This window comes from Nocardioides sp. WJ219 (assembly GCF_058559815.1).
On sequence record NZ_JBZUJV010000001.1, the window covers coordinates 454,445 to 474,160 of the forward strand.

Genomic DNA, 19,716 nt, shown 5'->3' on the forward strand with positions numbered 1-19,716 from the left:
CGGTTATCGGACGTCGTTGCACCGATTGCTGCCACCGGCTGGGCGACGGTGGTCGGGGAAGGCGCGCCAGCGCCGGCCTCGAGACCGCACCACCGTCACAGGTCGAGCTTGTAGCCCAGCCCGCGCACCGTGACGAGGTACTTCGGCTCGCCCGGGTCGGGCTCGAGCTTGGCGCGCAGCCGCTTGACGTGCACGTCGAGGGTCTTGGTGTCGCCGACGTAGTCGGAGCCCCAGACCCGGTCGATGAGCTGGCCGCGGGTCAGCACCCGGCCGGGGTTGCGCAGGAACATCTCGAGCAGCTCGAACTCCTTGAGCGGCAGCCGCTGCTCGTGGCCGTCGACGGTGACGACGTGGCGCTCGACGTCCATCCGCACCGGGCCGGCCTCGAGGGTGTCGGGCAGCAGGTCGGGGTCCTGGCCGCGGCGCAGGACCGCGCGGATGCGGGCCACCAGCTCACGGGGGGAGTAGGGCTTGGTGACGTAGTCGTCGGCGCCCAGCTCGAGCCCGACGACCTTGTCGACCTCGTCGTCCTTGGCGCTGACCATGATCACCGGCACGTTCGACGACTGCCGGATCGCCCGGCACACCTCGGTGCCGGGGAGGCCGGGCAGCATCAGGTCGAGCAGCACGATGTCGGCACCGTTGCGGTCGAACTCGGTCAGGGCGGTGTTGCCGTCGGCCGCGATGGCGACCTCGAAGCCCTCCTTGCGCAGCATGTAGGCGAGCGCCTCGCTGTAGCTCTCTTCGTCCTCGACGACGAGTACCCGGGTCACGGTTGATCCTTCTGGGTCGGGGCGGACGCCAGGGGCGCCTCGCCGGGTCGAGCGGTGGTCTCGGGGGACGGGGTGGACCCGATGCCCTGGGGCGGTGCCCCGGCGTGGGGCAGGGTGAGCGTGAAGGTGGAGCCCTGGCCCTCGACCGACCAGACCTTCACCTCGCCGCCGTGGGTGGCGGCGACGTGCTTGACGATCGACAGCCCCAGGCCGGTGCCGCCGGTGGAGCGGTGGCGCGCCGGGTCGACGCGGTAGAACCGCTCGAAGATGCGGTCGATCTCGACGCGGGGGATGCCGATGCCCTGGTCGACGACGCTGATCGCGACGTAGGCGTCCTCGAGCCGGGTGGTGACCAGCACGGTCGACTCGGGCTCGGAGTAGTGCACGGCGTTGGCGACCAGGTTGGCCACCGCGGTGGTGACCTGCTCCTCGTTGCCGAGCACCTTGAGGCCCTGCTCGCCGCCGACCACCACGGAGATGCCGCGGGTGCCGGCGTCGATCGCGCTCGTGTCGACCGCCAGGCTGATCACCTCGTCGACCGACATCGGCAGCGGCGACTCCAGCGGCTCGTCGCCCTGCAGGCGGGAGAGCTCGATGACCTGCTGGACCAGGACGGTCAAGCGGTCGCTCTCGAGCACCATCCGGTCGGAGAAGCGGCGCACGGCCTCGGGGTCGTCGGCGGCCTCGCGGACGGCGTCGGCCAGCAGCCGGATCGCGCCGACCGGGGTCTTGAGCTCGTGGCTGACGTTGGCCACGAAGTCGCGGCGCACCGCCTCGACGCGGCGCTCGCGGGTGCGGTCCTCGACCAGGGCGAGCACCAGCCGCGAGCCGAGCGGGGCGACCCGCACGGTGACGTGCCGGCTGGGGGCCTGCTCGCGCGGCATCACCAGCTCGGTCTCGCGGATCTGCCCGTCGCGGCGTACCTCGGTGACCAGCGTGGCCAGCTCGGCGGTCACCAGCGACGTGCCGCGGACCAGCCCCATCGCGTACGCCGGCGCCGAGGCCTTGAGGACGACGTCGGCGTCGTCGACGATCACCGCGCTGCTGCGCAGCACCGACAGCACGGCCGCGACCGGCGCCGGCACCGCGGGCTGGTCGACGACGGGCTCGACGTGCTGCTGGCGGTCGCTGACGTGCCAGGCCAGCACGGCGGCGCCCGCCACGACGGCCCCGAGCACCGCGGCGAGGAACGCCTGCGTCGTCGGATCCACGATCACGATGGTACGGCCGCGCGACGGCCCCACCGGCCACCCGCGGTGTGACCGTCCTCTGTTCACCAGGCGTTCACCCGTTGCGCCCGGAGCGGGCCCGGCCCCCACCTAGGCTCGTCCGCATGCGCGATCAGTTCCAGGACCAGCTCCAGAGCATCTTCGACGACCTCGGTTCCATCTGCCGTCAGGTCGAGGTCGCGGTGTCGAAGGCCACCTCCGCCCTGATGAACGGTGACGTGATCACCGCCGAGGAGGTGATCAGCGCCGACATCGACATCGACCGGGCCCGCGAGGCCGTCGAGGAGTCCGCGTTCGAGATCCTCTCCTTGCAGCAGCCGGTCGCCGGCGACCTGCGCACCATCGTCGCCGCGCTGCGGATGGTCAGCGAGCTCGAGCGGATGGGCGACCTGTCGGTCCACGTCGCCAAGATCGCGCGCCTGCGGGTGCCCGAGATCGCCGTGCCCGACGACGTCCGCCCGACGATGAGCCGGATGGCCACCGTCGCCGAGGACATGGTCCGCCGGGTCGCCGACATCATCATCAGCCGTGACGTCGAGGCGGCCATCGCGCTGGGTCGCGCTGACGAGGAGATGGACCAGCTGCGCCGCACCAGCTTCTCGGTGCTGCTCGCCGACGACTGGGGCCACGGCGTCGAGGCCGCCGTCGACATCGCCCTGCTCGGCCGCTACTACGAGCGGATCGCCGACCACGCCGTCTCGGTCGCCAACCGCGTCGTCTTCGTGGTCACCGGCGAGAGCCCCCACGCCGTCACCTGACGCCAGCCCGCCTGACGCTGGTCGAGCCGGGCGAGCGCCAGCGAGCCCGAGTCGAGACCCGGCGAGGTGCGCACCCTGCGGGGGTCTCGACTCGCGGAGACTTCGTCCCCGCGGCTCGACCACCGTCGGCCGACCCGCGCTGGTCGAGCCGGGCGAGCGCCAGCGAGCCCGAGTCGAGACCCGGCGAGGCGCCCGCCCACGGGGGGGCACGGACGCTGCGGCGGTCTCGAGACGGTTGCCAGCGCAACCTCCTCCACCGGCGTCGGTCACGCCCGTCTCGGGACCTACTTGCCCTGGTTGGCCACGGCCTCGGCGGCCTCGGCGGCGGCCTCGGGGTCGAGGTAGCGGCCGCCGGGGGTGGTCGGGGCCAGGGAGTCGTCGAGCTCGTAGAGCAGTGGCATGCCGGTGGGGATGTTGAGGCCGGCGATGTCGGCGTCGCTGATGCCGTCGAGGTGCTTGACGATGCCGCGCAGGCTGTTTCCGTGCGCGGCGACCAGCACGGTCCGTCCGGCCCGCAGGTCGGGGACGACGTCGGACTCCCAGTAGGGGAGCATCCGCGTGATGACGTCCTTGAGGCACTCGCTGCGGGGCAGCTCGTCGCCGAGGTCGGCGTACTGCAGCAGGCCGGCCTGGGAGTACTCGTCGTCGTCGGCCAGCGGCGGCGGGGGTACGTCGAACGAGCGGCGCCACAGCATGAACTGCTCCTCGCCGAACTCCTCCTTGACCTGCTTCTTGTCCTTGCCCTGCAGCGCGCCGTAGTGGCGCTCGTTGAGGCGCCAGGACCGGCGCACCGGGATCCAGTGCCGGTCGCACGCGTCGAGCGAGAGGTGGGCGGTGGTGATCGCGCGCCGCTGCAGCGAGGTGTGCACGACGTCGGGCAGCAGCCCGGCCTCGGCCATCAACCGGCCGCCGGCCACCGCCTCGGCGCGGCCCTGCTCGGTGAGGTCGACGTCGACCCAGCCGGTGAACAGGTTCTTGGCGTTCCAGTCGCTCTGGCCGTGGCGCAGCAGGACGAGGGTGTAGGTCATCGGGTCACTCCGCGTGGTGGTCGACGGGCGGGATCGGGTCGCAGGAGTAGGCGTCGGGCAGCTCCTCGCTGTGCGCCTCGCCCTCCGCCTCCTCGGTCGTCTCGGTGGTCTCGGTGGTCTCGGTGGACTCGGTGGGCTCGGACTCGGTCGACTCGGGCAGCTCGAGGTTGGGCAGCCGGTCGGGGGAGAACTGCCGGCACGCCGGGACGACGTTGACCTGCAGGGTGGTGGTCTGGCCGCCGGCGAAGGAGAGCTCCACCTCGACGAACTCGCCCACGGTGAAGTCGCCGCTCACCTCGACCCCGCCGACGTCGAACAGGTCGAGCAGGCCCCGGGCCGCGATGGGCTCGCCGGCGTCCGTCGGGAGCTCGGCCTCCTGGCCCTCGAGCGAGACCGACTCCAGCGTGGCCTCGGCCGACGGGTCGTTGTTGACCAGCGTCGCCCCGAACGCGCCGACGTCGTCCTGGTTGGCGATCACGACGGCGCCGAGGACGTCGACGGTGTCGTCACGGTCATTGACGCCGGCGCTGATCGTGTTGACGCGGTCGGTCGCGTAGTCGAAGCCGCAGCCCCCGAGCAGCGGCGCCGCCAGCAGGGCGCCGGCGGCGAGGAGGGGGAGTCGGGACGGGTGGAGCCGGCGGGTCATGGGCGCACCTTCGCGTGGGACGGGCGGAGCAGGTCCAGCCTAGTGGGGCGTCGCCCGCCGGTGCGCACGGGAGCGGGTCACCGACGCAGCCCGACCGCACTGCCGACGACCACGATCGCGCCGACCACCAGCAGCGTGTACGCCGCCGCCACCGCGAGCAGCCGGCTGGCGCCCAGCCGGCGGCCGAGCACGAGCGGCAGGTAGGTCCACCCGTCGGCGTCGTCGGCGACCAGGCCCCAGATCGCGCGCAGGAAGTGGACGCCGATCCCGAGCAGCGCGAACAACACCACCATGGCCACCTCGGGCGCGCTGCCCTCGGCGCTCCCGCCCCAGCCGCCGTAGGTCAGGTAGGGCACGTAGAGCGCGTACTGCGCCGCCCAGGAGACCCACGAGAGCTTGCCCCGCCGGAGCACGACGTTGCCGAGCAGGCCGACGGCGAGCGCTCCGAGGTAGTAGGTCCCGGCCGTCACACCGGTCGAGATGGACAGCGGGATGACGAGCAGCACCCCCACGACCAGGGCGAACCAGACGCTGCCCGGCTCGAGCCGCCCGTCGGCCACCGGCTTGCGCGGCGTGCGGTGGTGGTGGTCGCGGGAGCGGTCGACGATGTCGTTGTGCCAGCCCAGGACGGTCTGGCCGACCAGACCGGTGGCGGCCACGACCGCGACCTCGCGCAGCGGCCGGTCGGCGGCCAGCGCCACCAGGCCGAGCCCGGCCCCGGTGGCCAGCGCCTGGCGCGGGTGCGCGGCCAGCAGGAGCGCGACGGGGCCGGAGTCGGCGACCGCCGAGCGGAGCCTTCCCCCTCGTCGGGGGTGCTCGGACTCGGCGAGGACCTCGGTCCGGGGCTCCGGCTCCGCCTCCTTCACCAGGCTCGGCCGAGCCCCGGACGGGGCGGTGGCAGGGCCCTCGTCGGACGGGTCGTCGGACGGGGCGCCGGACGCGGCACGGGACGCCTCGACGGGTCGCGCCGGGGCGGGGTCGCGCCGCTTCCAGCGCTGCAGCTTGGCCATGCCGAGCAGTATCGACCACCCGGCGTCCCGCGTGGTGGTGCCATGCCCGATGGCTCCTCGCCACCACACTTACCGGGTTCTGTCAAGATGTCAGATCGGACCCATAGGGCCTCTGACCTGCACAAACGCCGAAGAGGAGACGTAGATCGCGTGCTAGGATAGGAGCCTAGAAAGGGGTCTATCACCTATGACTTTCACCGTCGGCGAAACGGTCGTCTATCCCAATCACGGGGCCGCTGTCATCGAGGACATCGAGATGCGGAAGATCAAGGGAGAGGACCGTGAGTACCTCGTACTCCGGATCGTCGCCCAGCAAGACCTTGTCGTCCGGGTGCCCGCGTGCAACCTCGACCTCGTCGGCGTCCGCGACGTCGTCGACAAGGCCGGCCTCGACCGCGTCTTCGACGTCCTGCGCGCCGAGCACGTCGAGGAGCCGACCAACTGGTCGCGTCGCTACAAGGCCAACCTCGAGAAGCTGCACAGCGGTGACGTGATGAAGGTGTCGGAGGTCGTCCGCGACCTGTGGCGTCGCGAGCGCGACCGCGGCCTGTCCGCCGGCGAGAAGCGGATGCTGGCCAAGGCGCGCCAGATCCTCGTCTCCGAGCTGGCCCTGGCCGAGCACACCAACGAGGACAAGGCCGAGACCATCCTCGACGAGGTCCTCGCCTCCTGATCACAGCCCCACCAGCACCACCCAGCGTCATCACCACGGCCCCGGCTCCTGCCGGGGCCGTGCTGCGTCCGGGCCTTCCCTAGGCTTGCGGGCATGGACCACCTGGACGACGACGAGCCCACCGCCCTCGGCGCCGTCCTCACCGACGACCGCGGATCGCTGCCGTTCCTGCTCGTCCACGGCGAGTCGCTCGTCGCGGCCGCCGCATGGGGCCTCGGCGAGGCCGGCGTGACCCTCGTCGACGACACCGTGCCCTGGGACTCGATCCAGGAGGCCGGCGAGCCGTTCGTGCTGCACGACAGCCTCTGCCCGCTCACCCCTCCCGAGTTCATCGCCGCCTGCCTCGCGCGGGCCGTGGCCGACGACGTCGTCGTGGTCGGCGTCCGCCCGGTCACCGACACCGTCAAGCACGTCGAGGGCGGCTACGTCGGCGCGACCGTCGACCGGGAGTCGCTGCTGCTGGTCTGCTCGCCCGTGGTGCTGCCGGCCGGTGTCGTCGCGGCGCTGCCGTCCGCCCCGTCGTCCGACCTCACCGAGCTCGTGGTGGCGCTGCGCGCCGACCACGAGGTGGTCACCGTCGAGGCGCCCTCGTCGGCCGCGCGGGTCTCAGGACCCGACGACGTGCGCGTGCTGGAGGGCCTCGGCCAGGGCTAGGTCGTGCGGCCAGGTCACCTTGAGGTTGACCGCGCTGCTCGGCACGGCCGCGATCCGCACCCCGGGGTCGTAGCGCTCGAGGCAGGCCGCGGTGTCGGTGCCGGCGAAGTCGTCGGCGTCGGCCGCGGCGTACGCCGCCAGCAGTCGCACCGCGTCGAACGCCTGGGGCGTCTGGACGCCGGCCAGCCCGGTCACCGGACCGTCGTCGCCGAGCAGCGGGGGAGCGGCGACCACGGGGATGGCGCCGCCGTGCTCGCGCGCGGCGGCCAGCACCGTCTCGAAGAGCGCGGCCGGGGCGAGCGGGCGGGCGCCGTCGTGGATCGTGACCACGTCGACGACGCCGTCCTCGACGTCGGGGCGCAGCACCCGCAGCGCTGCCCACTCCGAGTCGTGCCGGGTCGTGCCGCCGGCCACGACGAGCACCTCCGCGGCGCCCAGGTGGGGGGCAAGTGCGGCCCCCACGGCGTCCTGCTCGCCGTCGCGCACCACGACCACCACCCGCGCCACCTCGGCGAGCCCGAGCACCGTGCGCACCGACCACGCCAGCACCGGCAGGTCGCCGAGCGGCAGCAGCACCTTGTTGACGCCCGCCCCCACGCGGGTGCCGGAGCCGGCGGCGAGGATCACGACGGCAGCGGGCACGCGGCGAGTCTGCACCACCAGCGCCCGGCCGGCGCCGGTGCGGCAGGGTGGGACCGTCCGGGCACGTGCGACGCAGAGATCGGAGACGTCACGCCATGACCCCACCGGTGCCGGAGGTCCGTGTCCCCCTGGCCTCCTGGCCCACCCCGCTCGAACCGGCGCCCCGGCTGGCCGAGGCGGTCGGGCTGGCTCCCGGCTGCCTGTCGGTCAAGCGCGACGACCTCACCGGCCTCGGCGCGGGCGGCAACAAGGTCCGCAAGCTCGAGTGGACGGTGGCCGCGGCGCTCGCCGAGGGCGCCGACACCCTCGTCACCACGGGGGCGCCGCAGTCCAACCACGCCCGGCTCACCGCCGCCGCGGCCGCCCGGACCGGCCTCGGGTGCGTGCTGGTCTTCCCGGGCGGGCCGGGTCAGGAGCCCACCGGGAACCTCGTCCTCGACCAGCTCCTCGGTGCGACCATCGAGTGGGTCGGCGACGACGGCACCGACGACCGGGAGCTCCTGGCCCGCGCCGCGCGCACCGTCGCCGACCGGCTGCGGGCGCGCGGACGCCGTCCCGCGATCATCCCGTTCGGCGGCACCGACGCCACCGGTGCGCACGGCTACCGCCTGGCGGCCGCCGAGCTCACCACCCAGGCCGCCTCGATCGACCACGTGGTCACCGCCGTCGGCTCGGGCGGCACCATGGCCGGACTCGTCGCCGGGCTCGGGCACCACCGCGTCCTGGGTGTCCACGCCGGCGCCGTCCCCGACCCCCGCGAGCGCATCGCCACCCTGCTGGCGGAGATGGGGACGGACGTCGCCCCCGAGGAGCTGCGGCTGGACCTCGGCCAGGTGGGCGACGGCTACGACACCCTCACCCCGGCCACGGCCGACGCCCTGGTCCTCGCCGCCCGCACCCACGGCCTGGTGCTCGACCCCGTCTACTCCGGCCGCGCCCTGGCCGGGCTGGTGGCGGCCGTCGCCGCCGGCGACATCGGCAGGGACGACCACGTCGTCCTCCTCGCCACCGGCGGCCTGCCCGGGCTCTTCGGCCATCGCGACGCCGCCGGCCTCGGCGCCTGACCCGCCGGGCCGCCGGGGGTCTGTCCTGGCCGCGTCCGGGATGCAGACCCGTCCTGGTCCTGTGTGGTGCGCGTTCAGCAGGCTGTGGCTGCGCCGGTGCGGGCGAGCCGGTGGGGGCTGACGGGGTGCTTGCCGGTGTGTACCGGGAAACCTCGCACCCAGTCTGAGATGAGACTGGCCTGGTCCATCTCCTGGTGCCCGTCGCCCTCGAGGGAGAACCGGAAGGTCATGGGGACGCCGGGGATCGCGGCCGGGTCGGTGACGGTACCGATGGGCTCTCCGTTGTGGAACCAGGTGATGCGCTTGCTGGTGAGCTCGACACCGAAGGCATCTGAGGCGTGCACGGGCACGTTGGTGGCTGCTCTGGTGCCGGTCCACTGGTAGGAACTTGATCGTGCGCCGTACTGGAAGTTCTTCGAGAACGGCGAGATCTTGGCGATGGTGATGTTGCGAGTGCCGCAGGCGTAGTCGGAGGGCCGCGCGGGGACGAGCTCGGCGACGATGTTGTAGGGGTTGCCGCCGCGCTCGAAGGCGCTGCGTACACGCATGCGGGCTTCCCAACGTCCTTGGGTGACGCCAGCGTGGTGGATGGTGGCTCTGGTGGTGCCGAAGTCGCCCAGACCTGCACCGTTGTAGCGCTTGCTGTCGAGCATGATGCCGCCGTTGTGCTTGCTGACTCGTCCGGAACCGTCGGAGTAGTCCAGCCACCGGGCCTTGAGGTTGGAACCGCGTCCAGGGGGACTGGACAGCGATTGTCCGCCTTCCCAGTCGAAGTCCCACAGGACCGGGTACCAGCCCTGGGTAGCGGCTGCGTTGGGTGTTGCGCGGACCCCGGCACCGTAGGAAGGGGTGACCGGTGTGGAGCTGGGTGCGTTGTCCTGGCTCGTGTAGTAGGAGCTCCGTGCTTCACGTCCGACAAGGACGTGGAGGGGGAACGACTGGGTCCAACCGATCTTGCTGCCGCCGGTGGTGACGTTCTCCTGGCGGACCTTGTAGGCAGCGATCCCCGCTGGTGCGGTGAGGTTCTGGAAGTAGCCGACGCCGTCACTGTTGGCCTTGGTGCGGGCGACCAGCGACCAGGTGTCCCCGTCGACGCGTTCGAGGAGGGTGAGGACTCGACCGGGGAACGCAGGGATCCCGTTGGTCTGAGGGCTGCGGAAGATGCCGTTGGGTGTGGTGTCGGCGGTGATGCCGAAGGTGTCACCTTCGTCGACGAATCCAGGTTCGCCGGTGACGCCGTTGCCCTGGCCGGTGACAGCCAGCGCCACCTCTTGAGTCTTCGCGTTGAAGGTCTTGACGGCTGAGGTGTACCTGCCTGCCTTGACGCGGTAGAGGATCCCGAACATGCCGGGGGCCAGGTGTGCGAACCGGAAGCTGCCGTCGGCGCGGGTCTTGCCTCGCAAGCCCGGGATGGTGGTCCACTGGTCGCCCGGGCGCGCCATGTGCAGCTGCAGCACGAAGGTGCGGACTCCTCGGGCTCCGACGTTGCCGGTCCAGGTGAGGTTCTGTCCTGCGACGTAGGAGGTGGGGGAGACGGTGAGGCGTTTGGCTGCTGCGTTCGCCGGAGAGGGAGCTGCGACAGTGACGGCGGCAAGGGTGGCGAGCCCGAGGAGCATGGCGACGGCCAGGCTGAGGAACGCCGGTCCTCGCGCTCTGCGGTTCCGTGCTGGGGAGGGTTCCATGCTGGGGGTATCGACAGGCTGACCTGTCCCATTGAGCCCGGTCTCCCCTGCCGGGGTGGTGGATCCGACTGCGGACCGGTTCCGGACCCGGTTCCCCACGAGTCGGGCAAGCCGTGCGAGCTCATGACGAAGCAGCCGTCGAAGCGGGCGAGCCGAGGTTCTTGCACGGGTCGCGGACCGGTTCGGTCTCCAGCGTTGGTGTGGGCGCGAGATGGAACTCCGCACTTACACAGAAAGCTACTACGCGCTGGTCAGCGCGATAGCGGTTCGACTTCGGCAACGCAAGGTGCCTGGTTTGGTGTTGATGGAACCCGGGGTTACGAGCGTCTCGTCGGACAAGTAGGGGGACCTATCGCCGGGAGAAGAAGTTGGATCAAGACGGGGAGTTCTCGGCCTACGCGAGCGCACGATGGGGTGCACTCGTGCGGTCCGGCATGGTCCTCGGCTGCACTGTCGATGAGGCCCACGACCTGGCCCAGACAACGCTGCTGCGCTGCTACAACGCATGGCGCAAGGTTGAGCGCGCTGACAACCGCGACGCCTACGTCTATCGCATCCTGTTGAACTGTCACCGCGACAGCCGTCGACGTCGTTGGTGGGGAGAACAGCCCACGGAGACACTTCCCGACCAGGCGATCCAAGATGCGACCGTTCAGGTCGCGACCACCGACGCCGTGCAGCGTGCTCTTGACGACCTCAGCGTCGTCAACCGTGAAGCCGTGGTGCTGCGCTACTACGCCAACCTCACCGAAGCCCAGATCGCTGACGTGCTCGATATTGCCCCCGGCACCGTCAAGAGCCGCCTGTCGAGAGCCGTCGCCCAGCTCGCTACCAACAGCCACCTCATCGAAGGACCGCAGACATGACCGACGACACCACAGGCGACCGACCACCGGCCATCGAGGAACTCGACAACCTTCACGTCGGTCCTCCGCCTGTCCGGGCCGTCATCGACGCGGGACATGCCGCCAAGCGTCGACGCCGCACCATTTTCGCCAGCGTTGCCGTCGTAGCGGTGCTGGCTACCGGAGTTTCAGTTGCCGCCACCGCCGGAACCGATGCAGGCCCCAACAGGTCTGTGGACGCCGCTGATGCCACGAGCACCTCGGACGCACAGCCGTTCCCTGGCCCGCCGCCCGGTGAGAAGTGGATCGGTATGAACCGCGTGGTGGTGGCTGTCCCTGCCGAGTGGCCGGTCACAGATTCGCCCTGCGGAAGCGAGGCGGCGTCTGAGGTCGTCAACGGCACAGGGGCTGCCGCAGTCCGCTGTCAGAGGAGCGGCGGAGGCGACGCCCGAGTGACGCTTGCGCCACTGAGTAGCGGGCCGGAGTTCGGGACGGAACGTAGCTGCGAGGAGGTGGCACCCCCAACCTGCTTCGGCGGCGCGACCTTCCACGACCAGAACGTCGGAATCCGGGTTCGGGTTCAGGCCGACGATGACGAAGGTGATGTCCACGCAGCCGCTGCACAGGTTGAGCGGATTCTCGACAGCGCCATGGTTCTTCCTGACGGTTGGACCACTGTGCCGTTCACCTGGGGTCTGACCGTGAATCAACGCGTTGCCGCGTTGGAAGGAGCCGGGTTCCAGGTCGACGGACCTGATGGCCGCAACAGCCGGGAGCCGCTCGAAACGAGTCCTGAGGTAGGTAGCCCCGTGCGGGCGGGTTCGACGATCACGCTCGCCTACGTCGGAACCAGTAACCCACCGGACGCACCCCAAGAACTCGCAGTGACCGTGACCCGTTACGACCCGCTTGCACTCAACATCGAGATTCGACCGGGCGCGGCCCGTTGGGAGCCGCGCTCGCGAACCATCACCTACCTCTCGCGGTTCGGTTACAGCGGCTCATGTCCTCCATCGGGCACCGTCGAACAAGACGGAGGGACACTTACCCTGGTGCTAGCCGCGACCACCGATCGGGTGTGCACAGCAGACCCTCCCGCCATGGTGGCGACCATCAACGGTCTCGCCGAGGCCCCGGCTGAACTCACCGTGATCGAGAACGGCGAACCGCGCACAGTGACGGTGACCGACGCCGACGTAGACGGTGTGGAGACCTCCGGTGACCCGGCGGTCTGGTCCGTCGCACCAGGCGAACGGCCCACGCCGACGTCAACAGCCTTCACGGCAGCCGTTTCGCGACTCGGCTGCAACAGCGGAGTGACCGGTGACGTCCTTGAACCCCGAGTCGATTACAGGCCAGATCAGATCATCGTGACCTTCGAGGTAGCCGCCGACCGTGACGGTGGACGGTGCCCGAGCAACGACCCGGTCGATGTGCAGGTCGACCTGTCTGAGCCGATCGGCGACCGGGACTTGATCGACGGTCAGTGTCGGCCTGGGGCGGCTGCGGAGACCACGTCGTTCTGCAGTGGCTCGAAAGGCGTTCGCTGACGTACCGCGTATCTCGCTCAGTCGATCGAGTGCCAGATCTGTTCGCCGTACTGGGACTCCGTCCGCATCATTTTCACGGCCGTAACACGGCGAAACGTGGGGGTGTGCCGGGCCGACCTACGGTCCGGAGCATGACGCCCCGGTCGCCCTCTCGGGAGGAGTGGCACCCCGTGTGCCGCATCGCGGAGCTCGAGGTCGAGCGCGGGGTCGCCGCGCTCGTGCACGGTCAGTCGGTCGCGATCTTCCGCGGCGCCGACGACACCGTCTACGCCCTCGGCAACCACGACCCCTTCGCCAAGGCCTCGATGATCGCCCGCGGGATCGTGGGGGTCCGCCACGGCGTGCCCTTCGTCGCCTCCCCGACGCACAAGCACGCCTTCGACCTGCGCACCGGCCGCTGCCTCGACGACGCGCACGTCACGGTCCCGGTCTACGCCGTCCGGGTCGTCGAGGGCGTCGTCCTGGTCGGGCACCGCAAGGCCGCTGCTGCCTGAACGGGGAAGGTGCGTACCTCGCCCGGCTCTACCAGCGTGGGAGTGGTCTCGAGACGGTCGTGGCCGACCTCCTCGACCGGCGTCAGCCGAGCGGGACGACCAGGGCGGTGGCGATGGCGGCGGCGCCCTCGCCGCGGCCGGTGAGGCCCAGGCCGTCGGTGGTGGTGGCCGCGACCGAGACGGGGGCGCCGACCGCTGCGGAGAGGACCTCCTCGGCCTCACGCCTGCGGGCGCCGAGCCGGGGGCGGTCGCCGATCACCTGGACCGCGACGTTGCCGACGGCGTAGCCGGCCTCGCGCACGCGGCGGGTGGTCTCGGCGAGCAGCGTGACGCCGGCGGCGCCGGCCCACGCGGGCTCGCTGGTGCCGAAGTTGGAGCCGAGGTCGCCGAGGCCGGCGGCCGAGAGCAGGGCGTCGCAGGCGGCGTGCGCGGCGACGTCGGCGTCGGAGTGGCCCTCGAGGCCGCGCGGCTCGTCGGGGAAGGAGAGCCCCGCGAGCCGCATCGGGACGCCGTCGGCGTAGCGGTGGACGTCGACGCCGATGCCGGTCCGCGGCAGCGGTGTCCCTGCGGAAGTCACGTCCTGATCATGCCTGAGCCACAATGCGGCCATGAAGAGGTCCTCGGCCGCCTGGTCGCTCGCCGGCGTGGTCGCCGGGTTCGCCGGACTGGCGGTCGACTACGCGCTCGCCGAGTGGTGGAACCAGAACTACGCCGTCATCGCCGTCGCCGACGCGGTCGTCGCCCACGCCCCGGCCGACCTGGTCAACTGGGGTCGCGACCACCACGGCAAGGCGCTGACCGTGCCGGGCGCGATGGTGGTGCTCACCGTCGTCTTCGCCGTCATCGGCCGGCTGACCCGGCGCCACTGGTGGGTGCCGGTGGTCGGCTACGGCGCCGTGGCGGCCGTCGGCGTCGTCGCCATCCTCGACGCGACCGCCGGCGTCCTCCCGCAGCTGCTCGCGCTCGCGATCGGCTTCGCGGCGATGTCCCTGGCCATGTCGCTGCTCGGCGAGCGGTTGCGGCGGTTGCAGTCGCTCGAGGACCACGAGGTCTTCGGCGCGACCTGGCGCGGCCGGCGCCGCGGCTTCCTGATCGCGGTCGGCGCCGTGGTGGGCGTGGCCGGCATCTCGGCAGTCGCCGGGCGGTTCCTCAGCCAGGACGCCCGCAAGCAGAAGCAGGAGCGCGACACCCTGCGCCTCCCGGTGACCAAGCCCGACGTGCCCGAGGGGGCGCCGATCGGCGTCGAGGGCGTCCAGCCCTGGATGACCCCGGCCGACGACTTCTACCTGATCGACACCTCGTTCTCCTACCCCGTGCTGCTGGCCGAGGAGTGGACCCTGCGGATCCACGGCATGGTCGAGCGCGAGCTCGAGCTGACCTTCAACGACCTCGTCGAGCGTCAGGGCGTGGAGGCCTGGATCACGCTCAGCTGCGTGTCCAACCAGGTCGGCGGCGACCTCGTCGGCAACGCCTGGTGGAGCGGCGCGCGGCTCGCGCCGATCCTCGCCCAGGCCGGTCCGCTGGCGGGGGCCGACGCCGTCCTGCAGACCTCCTCCGACGGTTGGACCTGCGCGACGCCGCTCGAGGCCATGACCGACGACCGCGACGCGATGCTCGCCGTCGCCATGAACGGCCGGCCGCTGACCAAGGAGCACGGCTACCCGGTGCGCACGATCGTGCCCGGCCTCTACGGCTACGTCTCGGCGACGAAGTGGGTCGTCGACCTCGAGGTCACCCGGTTCGACCAGGTCAGCGCCTACTGGACCGACCAGGAGTGGAGCGAGCTGGGCCCGGTCAAGATGTCCTCGACCGTCGAGGTGCCCGGCGACGGCGACGAGGTCGACGCGGGCGAGGTCGTCATCGCCGGCACGGCCTGGCACCAGCACACCGGCATCGCCACGGTCGAGGTGCAGGTCGACGGCGGCGCCTGGACGGCGGCCGAGCTCGCGCGGGTGCCGAGCACCGACACGTGGGTCCAGTGGCGGGCGACCGCCGACCTCGGGTCCGGCGACCACGTGGTGACGGTCCGCGCGACCGACCAGGACGGCGAGGTGCAGACGGCCGTGGTGGCCGACGACTTCCCCGACGGCGCGACCGGGTGGCACTCGGTCGAGTTCAGCGTCGCGTGACCGACTTCGGCGGCCGCGCCGGGGTGGCGCTCGTCGTCGGCGGCAACGGCGGCCTCGGTGCACCGGTCGCCGCGATGCTGGCCGCCCGCGGCGCCCGGGTCGCCGTGACCTACCGGCGCACGCCGCCTGCCGGCGGGTCGGCGTACCGGCTCGACCTCGACGACCTGGCGTCGGTGCCCGACGTCGTCGACCGCGTCGCGGCCGATGGCGGCGGCCTGCACACGCTGGTGCACGCCGCCGGGCCGCACGTGCCGATGGTCCACCTGTCCCGCGTCGACCCCGTGGCGATGGCCGCCCAGCTCGCCGCCGACGCCGCCGCGTTCTTCGCCGTCGTGCACGCCGCGCTGCCCCACCTGCGCGCGTCGCACGGGTCGGTCGTCGCGGTCACCACCGCCGCCACCGCGCGCTACCCCGTGCGCGACGGGCTGTCGTCGGCGCCCAAGGCGGCCGTCGAGGCGATGGTGCGCGCGCTCGCGGCCGAGGAGGGCCGCTTCGGCGTCCGCGTCAACGCCGTCGGCCCCGGCATGCTCACCGACGGCATGGCCGAGCGGCTGACGGCCTCCGGTGACCTGTCCGACGCCGACCTGGAGGTCACCCGGCGCAACATCCCGCTGCGCCGGTTCGGTACGGCGGCCGACGTGGCCGAGGCCGTCTGCTTCCTCGCCTCCGACCGCGCGGGGTTCGTCAGCGGGCAGAAGCTCGACGTCGACGGCGGCTACGGCGTCTGACCAGCCGCCCACCGGACGTCGGCGTCACCAGTTGCCGGGCGAGCCCGTCGGGAGCGGGTGCGCGGCGTCGCGGATCACGTAGACCAGCCCGCCCGACCGCGGCAGCCAGGCGCGCTCGAACTGCGCGCGGTCGTAGGTGCGTCGTACGCCGCGCCGGGTCGAGGCCGCCGGGTCGTTGACCACCACGTCGCCGTCGCTGGTGAAGCCCACGACGACCAGCAGGTGGCCGGCCGTCGAGCCGATCGGCGCACCGTCGAGCTCACCGGACCCGAACGAGACCGAGGCGACCAGCGGGATGCCGGCGGCGATGAACCGCTCGGCCTCGCGCAGCGAGCGCAGCCGGGTGACGAACGCCTTGCCGGCCAGCGGCGCGGCGTACGCGGTGTTGAACGGCCAGTTGCCGGTGCCCCGGTAGTCGTGGTCGTAGGTCATCCGGGCGGCGTAGTCGACCCACGGGTCGGTGTGCCCCCGCGGCACCCAGTTGTACGACGTCGCGCGCGGCAGGCGGCGGTAGTAGCCGAGCACCATCGAGGTCGACGTCGGCGAGCACCAGGCCTCGCCGCCGTTGCCCCACTGCGGGTAGTGCCCGCGGTGGATCATCTGGGAGTAGCGCGGCACGTCGAGCACGGTGCCGCGGGCGACGCCGGGCTTCGACACGGCGGGGGTGCTGCTCGGCAGCGCCGAGGCGACCGCGCCGACCGTGTCGATCGACGGCCGGGCCGTCGTACCGGCCCGGCGGGCGAGGACGACGCGGACCTGCCAGGAGGTGAGCCCGGCCGGTGCCTTCCAGGTGTCGACGTTGACCGAGGCCAGGTCGTCGCCCTGGCCGGAGTCGGTGGTGCGCTCGGTGTAGGAGTCCCACAGCGCCCAGCGCGCCATCAGGTCCCACGACGAGGTCCTGCCGGCCGCGTTGCGGCCGCGCACGCGCACCTCCACGAAGCTGTCGGACGGCGTGACGGCCGACCACGACGGGATCAGCTCGGTGAACGCGAAGCCGGGGGTGACCCACGCCGACTCCCACCGCGCGGTCTCGTACGTCGTCGCGCCGACCGTGCGGCGGGCGGCGGAGGTCTCGAACTGCGCGCGGCCGCCGGCCAGGCGGGCGCCGTAGGCACGTCCGGTGGCGAGCTCGGCGGCGGAGTCCCACTGGTGGTAGTCGATCGCCCGGCCCTGCGCCGCGACGGGGGCCACGGCGCTCGCGGTGGTTGCGGTGACGCCGGTCGTCGTACCGCTGGGCACGACGGCAACGTAGCAACCCAGCAGGGCGGTACCGAGCAGGACGCGGGTGAGGGGAAGGCGCACCGCGTCACCGTACGTCACTTCCGTACCACGCGTCACACGCTTCGCCGATGAGCGACACGGGCGCGCAGTCCCTAGACTCGGCGGGTGGCATTCCGGCTCTACGACACCGCGACGCGCGAGGTGCGCGACTTCGTCCCCCTCGAGGAGGGTCGGGCGGGCATCTACGTCTGCGGCCTCACGGTGCAGAGCGAGCCGCACGTGGGGCACGTCCGGTCGGCGGTCAACTTCGACGTGCTGCGGCGCTGGCTGACCCACACCGGCTACGACGTCACCTTCATCCGCAACGTCACCGACATCGACGACAAGATCCTGGCCAAGGCGGCCGAGCAGGGCCGCCCGTGGTTCAACCTCGCCTACGCGATGCACGCCGAGCTGACCCGGGCGCTCGCGGCGATCAACGTCCAGCCGCCGACCTACGAGCCCGGCGCCACCGGGCACGTGCCCGAGATGCTCGAGCTCATCTCGACGCTGATCGCCCGCGGCCACGCCTACGCCGCCGACGACGGGTCGGGCGACGTCTACTTCGACGTCCGCTCGTGGCCGTCGTACGGCGAGCTCACCGGGCAGGCCGTCGACGACATGGAGCCGGCCACCGACGCCGACCCGCGCGGCAAGCGCGACCCGCGCGACTTCGCGCTGTGGAAGGGGTGGAAGAAGGACAGCGAGCCCGAGACCGCCGCCTGGCCCAGCCCCTACGGGCCGGGCCGCCCGGGCTGGCACATCGAGTGCTCCGCGATGGCCGGGAAGTACCTCGGCCACGCCTTCGACATCCACGGCGGCGGCGTCGACCTGCGCTTCCCCCACCACGAGAACGAGCAGGCGCAGTCGCGCGCGGCCGGGCACCCGTTCGCGTCGTACTGGATGCACAACGCGTGGATCACCACCGCCGGCGAGAAGATGAGCAAGTCCCTCGGCAACTCGCTGCAGGTGCCGCGGGTGCTCGAGCGGGTGCGCGGCATCGAGCTGCGGTTCTACATGGTCAGCGCCCACTACCGCTCGCACGTCGAGTTCAGCTTCGAGGCGCTCGACGAGGCCGCCGTCGGGTTCCGGCGCATCGAGACCTTCCTCGACAAGGCCGGCGCGGTCGAGGTCGGCGAGGTGCCCGAGGCCTTCGCCGCCGCCATGGACGACGACCTCGGCACGCCGGCCGCGGTCGCCGTCCTGTTCGACACCGTCCGCGACGGCAACCGCGCCGACGACCCCGCCGCCGTGCGGGAGCACGCCGCGCAGGTCCGCGCGATGCTCGACGTCCTCGGCCTCGACCCGGCCGACCCCGCCTGGGCCACCGGCGGCGACGACGCCGCGCTCACCGCCGCCGTCGACGTGCTCGTCGCCAGCCTGCTCGAGCAGCGCGCCGAGGCCCGCGCGGCCAAGGACTTCGCCCGCGCAGACACCATCCGTGACCAGATCAAGGCGGCCGGCATCGAGGTGGAGGACACCCCGTCCGGCCCGAAGTGGAGCTTGAAGTAATGCCAGGTAACTCGCAACGCAAGGGATCGGTCCGCAAGACCGCCAAGAAGCCGACCGCCGGGTCCGGGGGTCGCGTCAAGCGCGGGCTCGAGGGTCGGGGGCCGACGCCCAAGGCCACCGAGCGCGAGTACCACAAGGCGCACAAGTCCCTGCAGGCCAAGAAGCGTGCGGCGTCCAAGGGCGGTCCGCGCCGCAAGGGCACCGAGGCCGAGTGGGTCGCCGGCCGCAACTCCGTCGTCGAGGCGCTGCGCGAGGGCATCCCGGTCAACGGGCTGTACGTCGCCGAGGGCGCCGAGCGCGACGGGCGGCTGCGCGAGGCGTTCCGGCTGGCCCAGGACAAGGGCATCAGCCTGCTGGAGGTCAGCAAGGGCGAGCTCGACCGGATGACCGACGGCGCGGTCCACCAGGGCCTCGCGGCCCGCATCCCGCCGTACACGTACGCCCACCCCGACGACCTGCTCGACCTGGCCGAGCAGAACCGCGAGAAGCCGCTGATCGTCGTCCTCGACTCGATCACCGACCCCCGCAACCTGGGCGCGATCATCCGCAGCGCCTCGGGCCTCGGCGCCCACGGCGTGGTGATCCCCGAGCGCCGGGCCGCCGGTATGACGGCCTCGGCGTGGAAGACCAGCGCCGGTGCCGCCGCGCGCATCCCGGTCGCGCAGACGGTCAACCTGACGCGCCAGCTCAAGGAGTACCAGGAGGAGGGCCTCACCGTCATCGGCCTCGCTGCCGACGGCGACCTCACCCTCCCCGACCTGGCGGCCGACGCCGACCTGGCCCGCGGCCCGCTCGTCGTGGTCGTCGGCGCCGAGGGCGGCGGCCTGTCCCGCCTGGTCTCCGAGACCTGCGACCACCTGGTCTCCATCCCGATGGCCACCAGCCTGGAGTCCCTCAACGCCGGCGTGGCCGCCTCCATCTGCCTCTACGCGATCAGCCAGGCCCGCGCCTGAGGCGTCGTACGACGGCCGGTCGCTGAGAGCGGTCGAGTCGAGACCCCGCAGGGTGCCTTCCCTCGCCGGGTCTCGACTCGGGCTCG

Annotated in this window: 20 protein-coding genes; 11 read left to right on the forward strand and 9 right to left on the reverse strand. The window is 72.1% G+C overall.

Features of this window, described 5'->3' with window-relative positions:
* Positions 1–95: 95 nt before the first annotated feature.
* Positions 96–773, reverse strand: a complete 678-nt coding sequence (locus AC4MBH_RS02150; protein ID WP_491792688.1) for a response regulator — start codon at positions 771–773, stop codon at positions 96–98.
* Positions 770–1,984, reverse strand: coding sequence for a sensor histidine kinase (locus AC4MBH_RS02155; RefSeq protein ID WP_491792689.1), 1,215 nt, complete (start codon positions 1,982–1,984; stop codon positions 770–772). The genes AC4MBH_RS02150 and AC4MBH_RS02155 overlap by 4 nt, the downstream gene beginning before the upstream one ends.
* 122 nt (positions 1,985–2,106) lie before the next feature.
* Between AC4MBH_RS02155 and phoU the strand changes: the two genes are divergently transcribed.
* On the forward strand, positions 2,107–2,760 hold the full coding sequence (gene phoU, locus AC4MBH_RS02160; RefSeq protein WP_491792690.1) for a phosphate signaling complex protein PhoU: 654 nt from the start codon (positions 2,107–2,109) through the stop codon (positions 2,758–2,760).
* Between the two features lie 284 nt (positions 2,761–3,044).
* Here the strand turns inward: phoU and AC4MBH_RS02165 are convergent, their stop codons facing one another.
* The 3 genes from AC4MBH_RS02165 to AC4MBH_RS02175 all read right to left on the reverse strand — a co-directional run bounded on the left by AC4MBH_RS02165 (position 3,045) and on the right by AC4MBH_RS02175 (position 5,444).
* Positions 3,045–3,788, reverse strand: a complete 744-nt coding sequence (locus tag AC4MBH_RS02165) for a phosphoglyceromutase (RefSeq protein ID WP_491792691.1) — start codon at positions 3,786–3,788, stop codon at positions 3,045–3,047.
* 4 nt (positions 3,789–3,792) lie between these two features.
* A complete protein-coding gene (locus AC4MBH_RS02170) occupies positions 3,793–4,434 on the reverse strand; it encodes a hypothetical protein (protein WP_491792692.1) in 642 nt (213 codons plus the stop codon).
* 77 nt (positions 4,435–4,511) lie between these two features.
* Positions 4,512–5,444 carry a UbiA family prenyltransferase gene (locus tag AC4MBH_RS02175; RefSeq protein ID WP_491792693.1) on the reverse strand — a complete coding sequence of 311 codons (933 nt, stop codon included), beginning with the start codon at positions 5,442–5,444 and terminating at the stop codon, positions 4,512–4,514.
* A gap of 187 nt (positions 5,445–5,631) precedes the next feature.
* On the opposite strand from AC4MBH_RS02175, the gene AC4MBH_RS02180 reads away from it, so the two are divergent.
* Both AC4MBH_RS02180 and AC4MBH_RS02185 read left to right on the forward strand, forming a co-directional pair.
* A complete protein-coding gene (locus tag AC4MBH_RS02180; RefSeq protein WP_491792694.1) occupies positions 5,632–6,117 on the forward strand; it encodes a CarD family transcriptional regulator in 486 nt (161 codons plus the stop codon).
* Positions 6,118–6,210: 93 nt separating this feature from the next.
* A complete protein-coding gene (locus AC4MBH_RS02185) occupies positions 6,211–6,771 on the forward strand; it encodes a 2-C-methyl-D-erythritol 4-phosphate cytidylyltransferase (protein ID WP_491792695.1) in 561 nt (186 codons plus the stop codon).
* Here the strand turns inward: AC4MBH_RS02185 and AC4MBH_RS02190 are convergent.
* On the reverse strand, positions 6,724–7,413 hold the full coding sequence (locus AC4MBH_RS02190) for an IspD/TarI family cytidylyltransferase (RefSeq protein WP_491792696.1): 690 nt from the start codon (positions 7,411–7,413) through the stop codon (positions 6,724–6,726). The genes AC4MBH_RS02185 and AC4MBH_RS02190 overlap by 48 nt on opposite strands.
* 95 nt (positions 7,414–7,508) lie before the next feature.
* Between AC4MBH_RS02190 and AC4MBH_RS02195 the strand changes: the two genes are divergently transcribed.
* Positions 7,509–8,477: a pyridoxal-phosphate dependent enzyme gene (locus AC4MBH_RS02195; protein ID WP_491792697.1), complete on the forward strand. Its 969-nt coding sequence runs from the start codon at positions 7,509–7,511 to the stop codon at positions 8,475–8,477.
* A gap of 74 nt (positions 8,478–8,551) precedes the next feature.
* Here AC4MBH_RS02195 and AC4MBH_RS02200 read toward each other — a convergent pair whose 3' ends face one another.
* Complete coding sequence (locus AC4MBH_RS02200) at positions 8,552–10,093, reverse strand: hypothetical protein (protein ID WP_491792698.1); 1,542 nt, start codon at positions 10,091–10,093, stop codon at positions 8,552–8,554.
* Positions 10,094–10,527: 434 nt separating this feature from the next.
* Between AC4MBH_RS02200 and AC4MBH_RS02205 the strand changes: the two genes are divergently transcribed.
* The 3 genes from AC4MBH_RS02205 to nirD all read left to right on the forward strand — a co-directional run bounded on the left by AC4MBH_RS02205 (position 10,528) and on the right by nirD (position 13,048).
* A complete protein-coding gene (locus AC4MBH_RS02205; protein ID WP_491792699.1) occupies positions 10,528–11,025 on the forward strand; it encodes a SigE family RNA polymerase sigma factor in 498 nt (165 codons plus the stop codon).
* Positions 11,022–12,554, forward strand: coding sequence for a PASTA domain-containing protein (locus AC4MBH_RS02210; protein WP_491792700.1), 1,533 nt, complete (start codon positions 11,022–11,024; stop codon positions 12,552–12,554). The genes AC4MBH_RS02205 and AC4MBH_RS02210 overlap by 4 nt, the downstream gene beginning before the upstream one ends.
* Positions 12,555–12,685: 131 nt before the next feature.
* Positions 12,686–13,048, forward strand: coding sequence for a nitrite reductase small subunit NirD (gene nirD / locus AC4MBH_RS02215; RefSeq protein WP_491792701.1), 363 nt, complete (start codon positions 12,686–12,688; stop codon positions 13,046–13,048).
* Between the two features lie 82 nt (positions 13,049–13,130).
* Here the strand turns inward: nirD and ispF are convergent, their stop codons facing one another.
* Positions 13,131–13,625 carry a 2-C-methyl-D-erythritol 2,4-cyclodiphosphate synthase gene (gene ispF, locus AC4MBH_RS02220; RefSeq protein ID WP_491792702.1) on the reverse strand — a complete coding sequence of 165 codons (495 nt, stop codon included), beginning with the start codon at positions 13,623–13,625 and terminating at the stop codon, positions 13,131–13,133.
* A 31-nt stretch (positions 13,626–13,656) separates the two neighbouring features.
* Here ispF and AC4MBH_RS02225 point away from each other — a divergent pair, with 31 nt between their 5' ends.
* On the forward strand, positions 13,657–15,177 hold the full coding sequence (locus AC4MBH_RS02225; RefSeq protein ID WP_491792703.1) for a molybdopterin-dependent oxidoreductase: 1,521 nt from the start codon (positions 13,657–13,659) through the stop codon (positions 15,175–15,177).
* Positions 15,174–15,905: an SDR family NAD(P)-dependent oxidoreductase gene (locus AC4MBH_RS02230; RefSeq protein WP_491792704.1), complete on the forward strand. Its 732-nt coding sequence runs from the start codon at positions 15,174–15,176 to the stop codon at positions 15,903–15,905. The genes AC4MBH_RS02225 and AC4MBH_RS02230 overlap by 4 nt, the downstream gene beginning before the upstream one ends.
* A gap of 24 nt (positions 15,906–15,929) precedes the next feature.
* On the opposite strand, the gene AC4MBH_RS02235 is transcribed toward AC4MBH_RS02230, so the two are convergent.
* Entirely contained in the window at positions 15,930–17,207 is a 1,278-nt protein-coding gene (locus AC4MBH_RS02235) for a C39 family peptidase (RefSeq protein WP_491792705.1), read from the reverse strand.
* Positions 17,208–17,291: 84 nt separating this feature from the next.
* Here AC4MBH_RS02235 and cysS point away from each other — a divergent pair, with 84 nt between their 5' ends.
* Together cysS and rlmB are read left to right on the forward strand one after the other, a co-directional pair.
* Positions 17,292–18,677, forward strand: coding sequence for a cysteine--tRNA ligase (gene cysS, locus AC4MBH_RS02240; RefSeq protein WP_491792706.1), 1,386 nt, complete (start codon positions 17,292–17,294; stop codon positions 18,675–18,677).
* Positions 18,677–19,630: a 23S rRNA (guanosine(2251)-2'-O)-methyltransferase RlmB gene (gene rlmB / locus AC4MBH_RS02245; protein WP_491792707.1), complete on the forward strand. Its 954-nt coding sequence runs from the start codon at positions 18,677–18,679 to the stop codon at positions 19,628–19,630. Before cysS ends, rlmB begins: the two co-directional genes overlap by 1 nt.
* The last annotated feature ends 86 nt before the right edge of the window (positions 19,631–19,716 follow it).

Coding starts and splice junctions, on each gene's coding strand:
- phoU (WP_491792690.1), top strand. CDS start 2,107: ATGCGCGATCAGTTCCAGGACCAGCTCCAGAGCATCTTCGACGACCTC.
- AC4MBH_RS02165 (WP_491792691.1), bottom strand. CDS start 3,788: ATGACCTACACCCTCGTCCTGCTGCGCCACGGCCAGAGCGACTGGAAC.
- AC4MBH_RS02170 (WP_491792692.1), bottom strand. CDS start 4,434: ATGACCCGCCGGCTCCACCCGTCCCGACTCCCCCTCCTCGCCGCCGGC.
- AC4MBH_RS02175 (WP_491792693.1), bottom strand. CDS start 5,444: ATGGCCAAGCTGCAGCGCTGGAAGCGGCGCGACCCCGCCCCGGCGCGA.
- AC4MBH_RS02180 (WP_491792694.1), top strand. CDS start 5,632: ATGACTTTCACCGTCGGCGAAACGGTCGTCTATCCCAATCACGGGGCC.
- AC4MBH_RS02185 (WP_491792695.1), top strand. CDS start 6,211: ATGGACCACCTGGACGACGACGAGCCCACCGCCCTCGGCGCCGTCCTC.
- AC4MBH_RS02195 (WP_491792697.1), top strand. CDS start 7,509: ATGACCCCACCGGTGCCGGAGGTCCGTGTCCCCCTGGCCTCCTGGCCC.
- AC4MBH_RS02200 (WP_491792698.1), bottom strand. CDS start 10,093: ATGCTCCTCGGGCTCGCCACCCTTGCCGCCGTCACTGTCGCAGCTCCC.
- AC4MBH_RS02210 (WP_491792700.1), top strand. CDS start 11,022: ATGACCGACGACACCACAGGCGACCGACCACCGGCCATCGAGGAACTC.
- nirD (WP_491792701.1), top strand. CDS start 12,686: ATGACGCCCCGGTCGCCCTCTCGGGAGGAGTGGCACCCCGTGTGCCGC.
- AC4MBH_RS02225 (WP_491792703.1), top strand. CDS start 13,657: ATGAAGAGGTCCTCGGCCGCCTGGTCGCTCGCCGGCGTGGTCGCCGGG.
- rlmB (WP_491792707.1), top strand. CDS start 18,677: ATGCCAGGTAACTCGCAACGCAAGGGATCGGTCCGCAAGACCGCCAAG.